Annotated in this window: 12 protein-coding genes; 5 read left to right on the top strand and 7 right to left on the bottom strand. The window is 74.0% G+C overall.

Features of this window, described 5'->3' with window-relative positions; translation table 11 throughout:
* Positions 1-52: 52 nt before the first annotated feature.
* From PT931_RS10065 to PT931_RS10055, 3 genes are read right to left on the bottom strand one after another with little or no spacing between them, the layout of a single operon-like run.
* Complete coding sequence (locus tag PT931_RS10065; protein WP_456245437.1) at positions 53-562, bottom strand: flavin reductase family protein; 510 nt, start codon at positions 560-562, stop codon at positions 53-55.
* A complete protein-coding gene (locus tag PT931_RS10060; RefSeq protein ID WP_456245436.1) occupies positions 538-2592 on the bottom strand; it encodes a tetratricopeptide repeat protein in 2055 nt (684 codons plus the stop codon). The genes PT931_RS10065 and PT931_RS10060 overlap by 25 nt, the downstream gene beginning before the upstream one ends.
* A gap of 10 nt (positions 2593-2602) precedes the next feature.
* A complete protein-coding gene (locus PT931_RS10055; RefSeq protein ID WP_456245435.1) occupies positions 2603-3823 on the bottom strand; it encodes a hypothetical protein in 1221 nt (406 codons plus the stop codon).
* Between the two features lie 403 nt (positions 3824-4226).
* On the opposite strand from PT931_RS10055, the gene PT931_RS10050 reads away from it, so the two are divergent.
* A complete protein-coding gene (locus PT931_RS10050) occupies positions 4227-4964 on the top strand; it encodes an AfsR/SARP family transcriptional regulator (RefSeq protein ID WP_456245434.1) in 738 nt (245 codons plus the stop codon).
* Between the two features lie 106 nt (positions 4965-5070).
* Here PT931_RS10050 and PT931_RS10045 read toward each other — a convergent pair whose 3' ends face one another.
* Complete coding sequence (locus PT931_RS10045; RefSeq protein ID WP_456245468.1) at positions 5071-6657, bottom strand: ABC-F family ATP-binding cassette domain-containing protein; 1587 nt, start codon at positions 6655-6657, stop codon at positions 5071-5073.
* Positions 6658-7096: 439 nt separating this feature from the next.
* Here PT931_RS10045 and PT931_RS10040 point away from each other — a divergent pair, with 439 nt between their 5' ends.
* Both PT931_RS10040 and helR read left to right on the top strand, forming a co-directional pair.
* Complete coding sequence (locus PT931_RS10040; RefSeq protein ID WP_456245467.1) at positions 7097-8617, top strand: MFS transporter; 1521 nt, start codon at positions 7097-7099, stop codon at positions 8615-8617.
* A 62-nt stretch (positions 8618-8679) separates the two neighbouring features.
* Positions 8680-10815, top strand: coding sequence for an RNA polymerase recycling motor ATPase HelR (gene helR, locus PT931_RS10035; protein ID WP_456245433.1), 2136 nt, complete (start codon positions 8680-8682; stop codon positions 10813-10815).
* A 72-nt stretch (positions 10816-10887) separates the two neighbouring features.
* On the opposite strand, the gene PT931_RS10030 is transcribed toward helR, so the two are convergent.
* A complete protein-coding gene (locus PT931_RS10030; RefSeq protein WP_456245432.1) occupies positions 10888-11466 on the bottom strand; it encodes a GyrI-like domain-containing protein in 579 nt (192 codons plus the stop codon).
* Complete coding sequence (locus PT931_RS10025) at positions 11463-12224, bottom strand: MerR family transcriptional regulator (protein WP_456245431.1); 762 nt, start codon at positions 12222-12224, stop codon at positions 11463-11465. Before PT931_RS10025 ends, PT931_RS10030 begins: the two co-directional genes overlap by 4 nt.
* Before the next feature lie 125 nt (positions 12225-12349).
* Between PT931_RS10025 and shbA the strand changes: the two genes are divergently transcribed.
* Both shbA and PT931_RS10015 read left to right on the top strand, forming a co-directional pair.
* Positions 12350-12931 (top strand): RNA polymerase sigma factor ShbA, encoded by a 582-nt coding sequence (gene shbA / locus PT931_RS10020; RefSeq protein WP_456245430.1) that lies wholly within the window; start codon positions 12350-12352, stop codon positions 12929-12931.
* The gene (locus tag PT931_RS10015) at positions 12918-13619 is read left to right on the top strand and encodes a hypothetical protein (protein WP_456245429.1); all 702 of its coding nucleotides are present in this window, start codon (positions 12918-12920) and stop codon (positions 13617-13619) included. Before shbA ends, PT931_RS10015 begins: the two co-directional genes overlap by 14 nt.
* A 126-nt stretch (positions 13620-13745) precedes the next feature.
* On the opposite strand, the gene PT931_RS10010 is transcribed toward PT931_RS10015, so the two are convergent.
* Entirely contained in the window at positions 13746-14459 is a 714-nt protein-coding gene (locus tag PT931_RS10010; protein ID WP_456245428.1) for a hypothetical protein, read from the bottom strand.
* Positions 14460-14516 lie beyond the last annotated feature (57 nt).

Here is a 14516-nt window from a genome sequence, read left to right as displayed (position 1 = left end):
AGGCGTGGAGACGATCATGGGCCGATGATAGCCACGGGATGCGAACGTCCAATCAGGAGCGCGCGGATCCCGCCGGGAGGAACTCCCCGTCGCAGAACGCCAGTGGCGCCCCGGGCAGGGCCGCGTGCGCCTCGACCTCGCCGAGGAACACGACATGGTCCCCGCCGGGCAGGCACGCGTACCGTCGGCACCGCAGCCAGGCCACCGTCCCGCCGAGGATCGGCAGCCGGTCCGGCCCCGGCACCCACCCGACCCCGGCGAACCGGTCGGCGGCCGGCCCCGCGAACTGACGCGCCAGCCCGCCCTGGTCGGCCTCCAGCACGTTGACCGCGAACCGCGGACTCGCCTCGAACGCCGCCCGGCTGGTCGAGTCGCCGCGCAGGCACCACAGGACCAGCGGCGGGTCCAGCGACACGGACGTGAACGAGTTCACCGTCAGCCCCACCGGGCCCGCCGTCGTGACCACGGCCACGCCCGTCGGGTACCGGGCGAGCGTGTCCCGCAGCGACCGGTGCGGCGCGAGCACCTCGGCGGAGGTCACCGGGGCGCCGGATCCAGGCACAGCTCCCGTTCCCGGAGCGTGTCCGGGTCGCCGGGGGCGAGTTCGAGCGCCCGGTCCAGGTCGGCCAGCGCCTCGGCGACCCGGCCCAGCTCCCGGCGGATCGTCGCGCGGTTGTACAACAGCGCGGCGTCCTCGCCCTCTTCGAGCGCCCGGTCCAGGTACCCGGCGGCGGCGGTGAGGTCCCCGGCCGCGTACGCGAGCGCCGCCCGACCGGCCCAGGCGGGCGCCAGTCCGGGGTCGGACCGGAGCGCCACGGCGTAGCTGCCCTCGGCCTCGGCCGCGCGCCCCTCCTCGGCGTGCAGGTCACCGAGCAGGCAGTGCAGGTACGGGTTGTCGGGGTCGATGGCCAGCCCCGAGTCGGCGTCGGCGCGCGCCTCGTCGGGTCGGCCGAGCGCGGCCAGGGCCCCGGCCCGGTTGACGTAGGCGTCGAGGTATCCGGGGTCGAGTTCCAGCAGGTAGCCGAGGTCGGCGACGGCGGCCTCCCACTCGCCGAGGCCCATCAGCACGTCGGCCCGGTTGTAGTAGACCTCCCCGAAGGTGGGGCTGAGCCGCCGGGCCTCGGCGTACGCGGCCAGGGCCTCCGTGTCGCGGCCGAGGCTGTGCAGCAGGTTCCCCGTGTCGAAGTGGTACTCGGGGTAGTTCGGGTCCACCGCGATCACCGCCGCGTAGTCGACCAGGGCGTCCTCGGTGCGGCCCATGCCGGCGAGGATCTGGGCCCGGTTGTACAGCAGCACCGACCGGTGCAGCCGGTGCTCCTCCGGGTCGAGCTCGCGGTCCAGCCGGGCCATGCCGCCGTCCACGAGCCGCAGGGCGGCCGGTAGGTCGCCGAGGTGCAGTTCGATGAGCGCCAGGCCGTTCTGCTGGAACACGACGGGCAGGCCGCCCTCGCCCATCAGTTCGGCGAGGATGATGGCCTGGTGGATCCACGCCTTCGCCCTGTGGTGGTCGCGGACCTCGTGGTGCCGGGTGTGGATCATCGCGGTGGCGTAGGCGGCCCGGCGGTGCACCACGGGGTTGAGGCTGAACGACCGCGCCTCGTCGTAGAGGGCCTCGGCCTCCGGCGCGCGGGACAGCAGCATCAGCGACGTGGTCATCTTCGAGGTGAACGCCCACCACAGGACCTCCTGCGCGGACCAGTCCACCAGGGCCCGTCCGCGCTCCCCGTAGTCCAGGGTGGCGTGGTAGAAACCCATGCTGATCGTGTACTCCAGCGCGGTGTGCAGCGCCCGCGCCCCCGCCCCGGCCGGGTCCGCCCCGTGCTCGCGGTGGTAGGGGATCGCCCCCAGCGCCCAGGACCACTCCCCGTCGCCCTCCAACTCGGCGGCGCGCGCGTCGTGCAGCGCCGCCCGCGCGGCCGGCTCCAGCCGCTGGTACGCCCCGAGCAGCGCCGGCACGTCGCTCGTACCGTCGGAGGCGACGTAGGCGGCGGCCAGCTCCCCGTCGGTGCCGGCGGGGTCGACGCGCCGCGCCGGGGCGTGCCGGTGCTCGGCGTACCGGGCCAGCGCCGAGGCCAGCCCCTCGTCGGCCACGGCGGGCCCCGTGCACACGACCAGGGTCAGCAGCTCCGGGTCGAGGCGGCGCAGCAGGATGGTGAGCAGCTCCACGTCCGTCTGGTCGGCGTGGTCCACGTTCTCGACGACGAGCGTCCGGGTGGGTGCGGCCTCCCGGATCAGGTGGTCCCGGAGCAGTTCGGCGAGGCCGTGCCCGAGGCGCAGGGTGCGCAGCCGGGAGTAGAACCGGGTCCGTTCGCGCGGCACCGCCAGCGACGTCAGGGTCTCCCGGGTGGCGGGCACGATGTCCCGCAGCTCCGGTGCGACCGAGAGGAGCTCGATGTCGTGCGCGTGCACGAGCTCAGGCCAGCGTTCCAGGGCCACGGGCACCAGGGTGCGGAACACCTCACCCGCCATCGTGTACGGCCCGCGCAGGCGCCGGTGGGCGTCGACCGTCGGGCGGTAGCCGGGCAGGGTGGTGGCGGCCGCCAGCGCGGCGCGGTCCGCGACCCGTTCCCCGGTGATCCAGACGTGCGGCATCACGAACTCCTTAGGTGGTCAGGTGCGAGGTCGCCGGTACCCGTCGGCGCCGCGCCCGGGACCGGACGGCGAGGAACGCCGCGAAGCCGAACTGGCCGAGGGTGAGCGCGAGGAAGACGGTCGAGTCCGCCACGTGCAGCCACGTGCCGCCGTCCTCGGCGAACCGGGAGCCGGCGATGGCGACGGAGCGCCACAGGACCGGGATCCCCACCGCGAACAGCATGACGGTGGACAGGGTGTAGCCGGCCAGCATCGGCCAGCAGTACCAGCGCGCGACCTGCAGGTCCCTGGGATGCAGGCCCGAGGTGTCCCGGACCGGCCGGCCGACGAGCCGGCGGGCGTGGTTGCCGAGGACCCGCTTGGCCGCCGCCTGCAGGTCCTGGCAGCCCAGCGCCGTGACCGCGAGCTGGTACAGGTCGGTGCGCAGGTGGAAGTAGAACTGCCAGCAGAACCGCAGGAACGTCGTGAACGCCAGGGCCAGGCACACCCTGCCGACCAGCGACGGCCGGCCCGCCGGGTCCAGGGTGGCCGCGGCGACCAGGGTGAGGACGGACAGCACCAGCAGGTCGGTGAACATCCCGACCAGGATCGGCAGGTAACGCTGCTTCCGGGGGACGACGATGAGCCCGTCGAGGCTGGTCTCGAAGACGACGAAGAACAGCCGGCGCGCGACCCGCAACCGCGAGCGCACGCCCAGCCGGCGCCCGGCGAGCGCGTGGGCGGCCTCGTGGATCAGGATCAGCGGGAACTGTCCGAGGAACAGGGTCACCATCAGCACGGTGAGATGCTGGGTGAAGAACACATTCCCGTTGTGGGGTACGAGCCGGGGCGTGGCCACCATGGCGACCGCCGCCGCGGCGAGCACCACCCCGTAGACGGCCCACGCGGGCGGGGAGAACAGCGCCCGGCCGAGCCGCTGCCAGCGCGGGGGGCGCACCGGGCCCGGCCCGTCGGATCCGGAGTCGCCCTCGACGAGGAAGTCCAGCTCGGCGAGGACCCCGAGGAACTCCGCCAGGTCGACCGGTTCGCCGTAGGTCTCGGCGTACCAGCGCGCCGCGGCCCCGGGCGGTTCCCCGTCGGCCAGCCGCCGCAGCAGCGCCGCCCCGTCGGCGGGGAACACGCCGTAGGAGTCCGTGTCGGTCCGGCCGATCACGACGTCCTCGCCGTCTTCGAGGTAGCTGAGCGGGTGCAGCCGGACCGGCGCGCCGAGCCCGGAGGGTTCCTTGATCACCACTGCTTCTCCCAGGAGCGGGTCCGGGCCCGTCGAGGACGGGCCCGGACGTCACGGTCAGGCCCAGACGCCGCCGTCACAAGGCTCGCCGTACGCGGCGTTCGCGACAGACGTGAGGCGGACGGTGCCGGCCTTACGAACCACGATCTTCTTCATGGGGGACACCCCCTTCCGGGGCTAGTAGGCAATCGAACAAGGTCGATCGTTCAAGAGGCCCGTCCACGCAACGTCCACGCGGCGTCCAGTACCCGTCCAATGCCTGGTCGGCCCGCATATGGGAGCTGTTCCACCCGGGAGGTACCCGCACAACGCCCCCGTATCGGCGGAAATTCTGGGGGCATCGCACCCATGCCCCTCAGGCAACGCTCTGCGATCCTCTGAGGACAGACAGAGAGGAGCCGCCGTGGTGGTGTTTCGCGTTCTCGGGTCGATCGAGGTATGCGGGCCGGGCGGCCTCACCGCCGACGTGGCGGCGGCCAAGCCACGGGCGCTCCTGGCGGCCCTCCTGCTGCGGCCCAACGAGTGGGTCCGCGCCGCCGGGCTGGTCGAGGCGCTGTGGGAGTGCCCGCCCCGGTCGGCGGCCGGGAACCTGAGAACCTACGTCTGGCAGCTCCGGGCGCTGCTCACCGAGGTCACCGGCCGCCGCAGGCTCGACAGCCGCCCGGGCTCCTACCGCCTCAGCGTGGCCGCCGGCGAGCTCGACGTGCACGTGTTCACCGAGCTCACCGAGCGCGGCGCCACCGCCCTGGCCGGCGGGGAGCCGGAGTCGGCCGTGCGGGTCCTCACCGCGGCGCTCCGGCTGTGGCGCGACGAACCCTTCGAGGACGTCGCGCCCGCCCTGGTCGCGATCGCCTCGGTCGCCCTGCACGAACGCCGGTGGCGGGCCTGGGAGCACCTGGCCGAGGCGTACCTGCTGCTGGGTCAGCCGCAGAGCGTCGTCACCGAACTGCGCCCGCTGCTGCTCAGCCAGCCGTTCCGGGAGCAGCTGTGGACCCTGCTGATCCGGGCGCTGACCCAGCTCGGCCGCCGGGCCGACGCGCTGGCCGCCTACCGCGAGGTCCACCAGCTCCTCGGCCACGAACTGGGCCTGGAGCCCGGCCCCCAGCTCCGCGCCGCGCAGAGGCTGGTCCTGCACGGCTGAGGCTCCGCCGGTCCGGCGGAGCCCGGGTCGGCACGCGCGACCGGGAACGTGCCGTCGATCCCGGACGGCGCCCGCCCACGACCTCTGGACCGGGCGCCGCGCGGGCTCAGGCCGGCCGGCCGCCCTGGAGTTCCAACCGTGTCCACGCGCCGGACTCCCCGAACCGCGGATCGTGCGACACCGCCACCACCGTGCCGGCGAACGCGCCGATCGCGGCGCTCAGCTCCTCGACCAGCGCGAGCGACAGATGGTTCGTCGGCTCGTCGAGGATCAGCAGGTCGGCCGGTCGGCTGACCAGCCGGGCCAGCTCGACCCGCCGGCGCTGGCCGATCGACAGCCACGCCACCGGCCGGGAGAACAGCTCCTCCGGCAGCAGGCCGAGCGCGGCGAACGCCCCGGCGTGCTCGTCGGGGGCGCCCGGCAGGCCCTCGGCGAACGCCCCCAGCGCGGTCCGCCGCGCCGGCCCGGGGGTGACCTCCTGCCGGAGCCAGCCGAGGCGTCCGGGCCGGGTGATGGTGCCCCGGTCGGGGACGAGGTCGCCGGCCAGGGCGCGCAGCAGGGTCGTCTTGCCCGCGCCGTTGGGCCCGGTGACCAGGAGCCGGCCACCGGGTTCGACCCGGAGTGCGGGCAGGGCGAGACGGTCGCCCACCACCAGGTCGGTCACCTCGACCGGCTCGGTCGGGGCGCCGTCGAACCGGGCGGCGAACCGCAGCGGGTCCGGCGGCCGGGGCACGGGGCGCTCGGTGAGGCGGCGGGCCTGCGCGCGGGCCTTGCGGACCTGCGCGGACAGGCCGCCCTGGTGGTCGCGGCGGTGGCCGCTGGTCCGCTTCACGTTGGGCTTCCAGACCCGGCGCCGCATCTCGTCGACCCCGGCCTCGGCGAGTTCGGCCTGGCGGCGGGACTCGCGGACCCAGTCGTCGTACTCGGCCTGCCAGCGGCGGCGGTCCGCGGCGTGCGCGGCGAGGTACCCGGCCCAGCCGTCGCCGTGCCGGCGCACCGTGTGCCGGTCGCCGTCCACCTCCAGGATCACGGTCGCCGCGTCGAGGAACGTCCGGTCGTGGGTGACGACGACGACCGTGCCCCGGTGCGCGCGGAGCTGGTCGGCCAGCCAGGCCGCGCCGGCGGCGTCGAGGTGGTTGGTGGGCTCGTCGAGGAGCAGCAGCTCCGGGGCGGCGGCCAGGACGCACGCCAGCGCCAGGCGGGCCTGTTCGCCGCCGGACAGGCTGCCCAGCGGCCGGTCCCCGCCGAGGTCGCCGACGCCGAGGGCGTTGCGGGCGGCGTCGAGCCGGGCCTCGGCCTGGTAGCCGCCGCGGGCCTCGAAGGCGGCGAGCAGGTCGCCGTACGCCGCCAGGGTGTCCTCGGTCAGGTCGCGCTCGGCGGCCCGCAGGTCGGACTCCAGGCGGCGCAGGTCGGCGAGGGCGTCGTCCACGGCGTCCCGCACGGTCTGGTCGGGGCGCAGCTCCAGCAGCTGGCCGAGGTGGCCGACGCCGCCCGGGGCGACGACGGTGACCTGGCCGGCGTCAGCGGGTTCCCGACCGGCGAGCAGCCGGAGCAGGGTGGACTTGCCGGAACCGTTCTCGCCGATCACCGCGACCCGTTCGCCGGGGCGGACGGTGAAGGAGACGTCGGCGAGGACGACGTGCTCGGCGTAGGCGTGCGAGACCTCGTGCACGGTGAGCTGGGCATGCGGCAACAAAACAGACATGAAGGTCGACTCCTGGGGTACGCGGAACGGAGCTCTCCGGAGGCGGGGCCTACGACGGGAGCGGGACGGGATCGGACCCCGACTACAGGAAGTACAGGCCGACCGGGCCGCTGCAGTTACCCATGGCGCCGACGGTACCGGCGCGGGTGTGGTCGGCGCACCGGATTATTCGCGGAATCAAAAAAAGGGAACGGAGGTGTACGCACTCCTTTCCCTTTCTAACTTATACCGCACGGGGGGGCTTGCGGCAAGACCCCGGTGGTACCGCAGAATCATCCGCCTGGGTCAGATTCCGCAGCATTTCAGGGGGAGCGTAGTGCGGCCCACCAGTACCAAAAAGGAGAACTTGTTGTCTGTTCAACCCCATCCGACCGTGCCGGACGAACTACCCGTGGCCACCAAGGACGATGCCGGGGCGCCCGCCAGGATGTCGCACGCGGAGGTGGTCCAGGCGCTGTCCGGCATCATGCTCGGCATCTTCGTCACCATCCTCGCCTCGACGATCGTGTCCAACGCGCTGCCGCGGATCATCGCCGACCTCGGCGGCACCCAGTCGGTCTACACCTGGGTGGTCACCATCGAGCTGCTGTCGATGACGGCGACGCTGCCGCTGTGGGGCAAGATGGCCGACCTGTACAGCAAGAAGCTGCTGATCCAGTTGTCGCTGGGCCTGTTCGTGGTCGGTTCGCTGATCGCCGGCTTCGCCCCGAACGTCACGCTGCTGCTGGTCAGCCGGGTCGCGCAGGGCGTGGGAGCCGGCGGCGTGGGCGCGCTCGCGATGATCGTGATGGCCGCGATGATCCCGCCGCGCGAGCTGGGCCGCTACTCCGGCGTGTTCGGAGCCGTGTTCGGCGTGGCCACCATCGCCGGTCCGCTGATCGGCGGCGTGCTGGTGGACACGTCGTGGCTGGGCTGGCGCTGGTGCTTCTTCATCGGCGTCCCGTTCACGGTGGCGGCGGTCGCGCTGCTGCAACGCACCCTGCACCTGCCGGTGGTCCGCCGGTCCGTGCGGATCGACTGGCTGGGCGCGCTCCTGCTCACGGCCGGGGTGTGCGCGCTGCTGGTCTGGTCCAGCCTGGCCGGTCGGCACTTCGCCTGGGGCTCCTGGCAGACCGCGGCGTTCGTGTCCGGCGGGGTGCTGCTGCTCGCCCTCGCGGTGTGGACCGAGTCGCGGGCCGCCGAGCCGATCATCCCCCTGCGGATCTTCCGCAACCGCACGGTCACCCTGGCCGTGGTGGCCAGCACGCTGGTCGGCGTCGCGATGTTCGGCGGCACGGTGTTCCTGTCGCAGTACTTCCAGGTGGCGCTCGGGAAGTCCCCGACGGTCGCCGGACTGATGAGCCTGCCGATGATCGCCGGCCTGCTGGTGTCCTCCACGGTCGCGGGAAACCTGATCACGAGGTACGGGCGGTGGAAGCCGTACCTGGTCGTCGGCGCGCTCGTGATGACGGCCGGGTTCGCGCTGCTCGGCACCATCGACCCGGGGACCGACGTGGTGCTGCTGGGCGGGTACATGATGGTGCTCGGGATCGGGGTCGGCATGCTCATGCAGAACCTCGTGCTCGCCGCGCAGAACGACGTACCGGCCGCCGAGCTGGGCGCGGCCACCTCCACGGTCACGTTCTTCCGCAGCATGGGCGGCGCCATCGGGGTGAGCGCGCTGGGCGCGGTGCTCACCAACCGGGTCACCTCGCTCGTCGTCGGGCACTTCGGCGCCGAGGCCACCGGGGGCGGCAGCGCCAAGGTCCCCGACCTGGCCACCCTGTCCGCGCCGGACCTCGCCGCCATCCGCGCCATCTACGGCACGGCCACCTCGGAACTGTTCCTGCTGGCCGTGCCGATCGCGGTCCTCGCCGTGCTCGCGGTCGTCTTCATCCGGGAGAAGCCGCTGTCCACCCTCACCGGCGACGAGCGCGCCGCGCGGGAAGCGACGGAGGCACCCCACTGAGCCGCGCACCCGGCCGCACCGAACACAGGAAACCCCAGATCGGAGCTGATGACGTGCATCCCATGACGACCAGCGTGTTCGACCTCCCCGACCACCTCGCGGCCAAGGCCGACCCGGCACTCACCGCCGGCGACGAGCGGCACTTCGCGGCCATCGCCGAGAGCCTCGAACAGTCGATCGCCGACCTGTCGGACCGTCTCGACGCCGCCCGGAAGGCGCCCGGCGGCGAGGGGCAGGCCGCGATGGACCGGGACCTGGAGATCCACCGGCTGACGGCCCGGCTGCGTACCCTCCGTCGCTTCGGTGCCGACCTGTGCCTCGGGCACATCGTCCGGGAGGGCGAGGAGGAACCGGTCTACATCGGCCGGCTCGGCCTCACCGACAGCGACGGCCGCCGGCTGCTGCTCGACTGGCGCTCGCCCGCGGCGGAACCGTTCTTCGGCGCGACCCACGCCAACCCCACGGGCCTGACGAGCCGCCGCCGGTACCGGTGGACCCGCGGCCGGATCACCGACTACTGGGACGAGGTGTTCACCCCGGACGGGTTCACCGGGCACGCCGCCGCGCTCGACGACCAGTCCGCCTTCATCGCCAGCCTGGGCGCCCACCGGTCGGAACGGATGCGCGACGTGCTCGGCACCATCCAGGCCGACCAGGACGCCATCGTCCGCGCGGGTTCCGGCGGCGCCCTCGTCGTCGACGGCGGCCCCGGTACCGGCAAGACGGTCGTCGCCCTGCACCGCACCGCCTACCTGCTCTACTCCGACCCGCGCCTCGACCACCGCCGGGGCGGCGTGCTGTTCGTCGGCCCGCACGAGCCGTACCTGGCCTACGTCGCCGACGTGCTGCCCAGCCTCGGCGAGGAGGGCGTGCGGACCTGCACCCTGCGCGACCTCGTGACCGAGGGCGGCACGGCGGTCGCGGAGACCGACCCGGAGGTGGCCCGCCTGAAGTCCACGGCGAACGTGCTGGACGTGATCGAGGCCGCCGCCCGGTTCTACGAGGAGCCGCCCACCGCCCCGATGACCGTCGGCACCGACTGGTCCGACATCCGGCTGACGGCCGCCGACTGGGCGGAGGCGTTCGCGGCGCCGGATCCCGGTACCCCGCACAACGAGGCGCGCGACCAGATCTGGGAGGAACTGCTCACGATCCTGATGGACCGGCACGACGGCGAGGCGGCGCCCGACCTGCTCCGCGCGTCGCTGGTCCGGAACCGGGAACTGCGCGCGGCCTTCAACCGGGCGTGGCCGCTCCTGGAGGCGGCCGACCTCGTCGGGGACCTGTGGACGGTCCCCGCCTACCTGCGCCGGTGCGCCCCCTGGCTCACCGCCGAGGACGTCCGGACGCTGCGGCGCGCGGACGCCCGGGCCTGGACGGTGTCCGATCTGCCGTTCCTGGACGCGGCCCGGCAGCGGCTCGGCGACCCGGAGGAGGCGGAGCGCCAGCGCCGCCGGGCGGCTGGGGCCGCCGCCGAACGCGAGCGGATGCGCAAGGTCGTCGACGACCTGCTCACCTCCGAGGACAGCCGCGAGCCGATGGTGAACCTGCGGCGGGACGTGCAGGCCGCCCTGGTCGACGAGGACGTGCCGGTGCGCACCGGACTCGACGAGCTCGCGGGACCGTTCGCGCACATCGTGGTGGACGAGGCCCAGGAACTAACCGACGCGGAGTGGCAGATGCTGCTGCTGCGCTGCCCGTCGCGGAGCTTCACCATCGTCGGGGACCGCGCCCAGGCCCGGCACGGCTTCACCGAGTCGTGGCGGGAGCGGCTCGACCGGGTCGGGATCGACCGGGTCACCATGGCCGCCCTGAGCGTCAACTACCGGACGCCGGCCCAGATCATGGCCGAGGCCGAGCCGGTCATCCGGGCCGTGCTCCCGGACGCCAACGTGCCGACGTCCATCCGCACCGGCGACGTTCCCGTCCTGCACGGGTCGGTGTCGGAGCTGGACGCGATCTTGGAGAACTGGCTCGGTGAGCACGCCGACGGGACGGCCTGCGTCATCGGCGATCCCACGTTCCCGGCGACGGCGCGGGTCCTGTCCCTGACGCCGGAGCTGTCGAAGGGGCTCGAGTTCGACCTGGTCGTCCTCGTCGATCCGGAGGAGTTCGGCACCGGCATCGAGGGGGCCGTCGACCGGTACGTCGCGATGACCCGGGCGACGCAGCGGCTCGTCGTCCTCACGAGCGGGTGACGGACGGGTACTCCGGGGGCGCACCCCCGGAGTACCCGTCGCGGGGTCTGGTTTCTCAGGCCCCGCCCCGGCTCATTCCGTGGCGGCCCGCACCGGCTGGCGGAGGATGGTCCGCTGCCTCTCCGGTGCGGTCCGGCGCGGATCGGTCAGGTAGATCTCATGGTGCCGCCCGGCGTACCCCAGCCCGTGCGCGGCGATGAACTCCTCCATCCGGGCCAGGGTCTCCGGCTCGGTCGCGAACGGCCCGGTGTGCAGCACCTGCACCGCCCGCCCCTCGGTGAGCCGCAGGAACCGGGCCCCGCCGGTCACCAGGTCGGGCGTGACGAACTCCGGCAGCCGGATCAGCAGGGTCCAGTGCCACTCCTCGCGCGGCACCTCCAGGGGCGGCCCGTCGGACTCGACCCACCACAGGCCCTCCAGTTTGGACACGGTGAAGTCCCGGCCGGCCGCCTTTGCCCGCTTCTTCGCGCCGTACGCCGCCGGGTAGAGGGCTTCGAGCGCCGCGACGTACTCGGGGCCGCCCGGCGCGCCCACGCCGTCGACCGCGGCGTAGTGGCAGGTGCCGAACTCGCGCACCTCGGGCGACGCGCTGGCGGTGAAGTAGTCGCGGTCGGAGCGGACCAGGTCGACCTTGGCGACGGCGGACGTCATGACGGTTCCTCCAACGGGACCATGAGATGGGTGACCAGCTGCTCCGGTGCGGTCGTCGCCGGATCGGAGACGTAGACCTCCCGGAGCGGGCCGGTCGGCGGGTGGCCGCGCGCGGCGCACCAGGACAGCAGGGCGTGCCCGGTGAGGGTGATCTGGTCGTACGGGCCGACGTGGGTGGCGCAGGCGAACGTGCCGCCCGGCAGCAGGTCCGCCCCGTCGGCGCGCACAGCGGCCACCGCCACCGGGATCCGGTCCTCCACGTCCAGCGGGAACAGGCCGATCAGGCGGGGCGGCCCGTCGAGGCCGGGCAGCAGGCGGGCCACGCACGACGAGGTCACCCGGGCGATGTCGTCGGGGCCGTCGGCGACGTCGCGGGCGAGCAGGACCCGATGGGTGGGTTCCGTCACCACGGTCACCGTCGGGGTGGGCAGCCCGTCGGCGAGCACCCGTTCCAGGGTGGCCAGGCCGCGCCGCCGCCGGGCCAGCTCCGACTCCAGGTCGTCGCGGACCCGGCCCAGGGCCTCGGTGGCAGCGCCGGCCAGCACCTGACCGATCGCGGCCAGCGGCACGTCCAGCGAGCGGAGCAGGCCGATCACGAGGGCGTCGCGGGCCTGGTCGGGGCGGTAGTAGCGGTACCCGGTGTCCGGGTCGACCAGGGCGGGGGAGAGCAGGCCCAGGCGGTCGTAGTGCCGCAGCTGTTTCACGCTCAGCCGGCAGAGCCGGGCGAAGCCTCCGATGGGTACGAGTTCGTCGGTCACGGGTTCCAGCCTGCACCCTCCCACGGCGGGAGGGTCAAGAACGCGGACCAGCCCCTTTGCGGGTACCGCGAGCATTGGCTACGGTGCGACGGGTCCCGGGCGTAACGGTGGAGGAGGTGGCGGCGATGGTGGGGGAGGACGAGTTCGCTGACCTGGCGAAACGTGCCGCCGCTGGTGATTCGGTCGCAATGTCTGATCTGTTGACCCGGTTGCGGCCGATGATCGTGCGCTACTGCCGGGCCCGGCTCGGACAGATCGGCGGCGGGTTCGTGACCGCCGACGATGTGGCTCAGGAGGTGTGCCTCGCGGTGATCAGTGCCCTGCCCCGGTACCGGGACCAGGGGCGCCCGTTCGCGGCGTTCGTGTTCGGGATCGCCGGCCACAAGGTGTCCGACGCGCACCGGGCCGCGCAGCGCGCCCGCGCGTTCGCCCCGGTGGAGACGGTCCCCGAGCGGCCGGACCCCGACGCCGGCCCGGAGAACCAGGCGATCGTGGCGGACCTGTCCCGGCAGTTGACGGGGCTGTTGGAGGAGCTGACGCCGCAGCAGCGCGAGATCGTGCTGCTGCGGGTGGCGGTGGGGCTGTCGGCGGAGGAGGCCGGGGCGGTGCTGGGCATGACGGCGGGCGCGGTGCGGGTGGCCCAGCACCGGGCGCTGGCGAGGCTGCGGACGATGGTGGAGACGAGGTGGGGCAGTGAACGCGTTTGAGGACCTGAACTCCACCGACTCCACGCTGGACGCGATCGGGCGGGGCGAGCGGCCGGCGACGGACGACCTGCTGTTCCTGGCCCTGGCGGAGTGGCGGGCCGACGCGGACGCCCCGGGCCCGGCGGAGGGCACGCTGGTCGTGTTGCGCCCCGCGCCGCCCCGGCGCCGTCGGCTCCTGGTGGCCGTGGCGGCCGGGCTGGTGCTCGTGGCGGGCGCGGCCGTGGTCACCGCCGCGGCGGGCGACGCGCGGCCCGGCAGTGTGCTGTGGCCGGTCACCCGGCTGGCGTACGGGGACCGGGCCGAGTCCGTCCTCGCCGAGCAGGCCGCCGACCGGTCGTTGACGACAGCGGACCAGGACCTGGCGGCGGGCCGGGTACAGGACGCGCGCCGGCATCTGGCCGAGGCCGAGGCGGAACTCGAAAGGGTCGGCTCCGAGGAGGCGGCCCGCCGGCTGTCCGGTCGGCTCACGGCCCTGCGCGCGCGGCTCGGAGCGGACCCGGCGTCCTCGGCGGACCCGACCCTGCCCCTCGTCGTACCGACCGGCGCGCCGCCGAGTGGGGGAGCCGGGCCGACCGACAAGTCCGGGGACAAGCGCAAGCCGACGCCCGAGCCGCCCGAGCACGGCGGGGGCAAGAGCGACCACACCAAGGGCCCGGGCACCCCGCCGAACACCCACCGACCGGGCTGACCCGGGGGCGCACCGGCGAGTCCGGGTGCGATGCCCGGCCGGTCGGGTCGTGCGCCGGACCTGGCCGGTCAGCCCGGGCGTGACGCGCCGCCGAGCCCCTGACCAGGGGCCCGGCGGCGAGCGGGACTACTCGGCCGTGAACCGTCGGCGCTGGCGCATCGTCCGCAGTGCGATCCCGGTGGCGACGGCGGCCCCGCCGAGCGCGATCAGGCCGGTCACGGCGAAACCGGTCACGGGCAGGTCACCGCCCCCGCCACCGGAGGACACGACGGTCGGGGTCGGCGTCGGGGTCGACGTGCCGCCCGTGGGGGTCGCCGTGGCGGAGGGGCTCGCGCTGGGCCCCGCCGTCCTCGTCGCCGTGGGCGTCGGTGTCGCGGTCCTCGTCGCGCTCGGCGTGGGGGTCGGGGTGCTGCCGCCGGTCGTCGGGCAGGCGTGGGTTAGGTTGAAGTACCCCTGCGGCGCGCTGCCCGTGATCGTCGCGGTCGCCGCCGTGAGCGTCCAGCCCGGGCCCGTCTGGATCCAGGCCTTGCTGGCGCCGTTGGACAGGATGTGGTCGGCACCGACGGTGATCGCGGTCGTCGTGGCGTCGGGCCGGGTGAACAACGCGGTCACCGACGTGAACGCCCCGTCGTTGCCCGGTAGGACGAACACCCAGCCGTCGAGCGTGCCGCTGGCCCCGCCCGGGATGTTGTCGCACGAGTGGGTCGCGAACCCGGCCGCCGTCGTCGGTACCTGGCTGGCGTGGATCGGGATCGTCGTGTCGGCGTGGGCCGGGGCCGCCAGCCCCACGACGACGGCCACCCCCAGGGTGAGCAGGGAGAACATTCCTCGAGCGCGCATTGCTGACCTCCGGACAGAGTTGAACGCCCACTCCATCGCCGGCCGCCACCCGGGCGT

It is taken from the genome of Longispora urticae, assembly GCF_053902585.1.
The sequence above is the reverse complement of the archived record's forward strand: the minus strand, read 5'-3'. Positions and strand labels throughout refer to the sequence as shown.

Coding starts and splice junctions, on each gene's coding strand:
- PT931_RS10060 (WP_456245436.1), bottom strand. CDS start 2,592: ATGCCGCACGTCTGGATCACCGGGGAACGGGTCGCGGACCGCGCCGCG.
- PT931_RS10040 (WP_456245467.1), top strand. CDS start 7,097: ATGTCGCACGCGGAGGTGGTCCAGGCGCTGTCCGGCATCATGCTCGGC.
- helR (WP_456245433.1), top strand. CDS start 8,680: ATGACGACCAGCGTGTTCGACCTCCCCGACCACCTCGCGGCCAAGGCC.
- PT931_RS10030 (WP_456245432.1), bottom strand. CDS start 11,466: ATGACGTCCGCCGTCGCCAAGGTCGACCTGGTCCGCTCCGACCGCGAC.
- shbA (WP_456245430.1), top strand. CDS start 12,350: ATGGTGGGGGAGGACGAGTTCGCTGACCTGGCGAAACGTGCCGCCGCT.
- PT931_RS10010 (WP_456245428.1), bottom strand. CDS start 14,459: ATGCGCGCTCGAGGAATGTTCTCCCTGCTCACCCTGGGGGTGGCCGTC.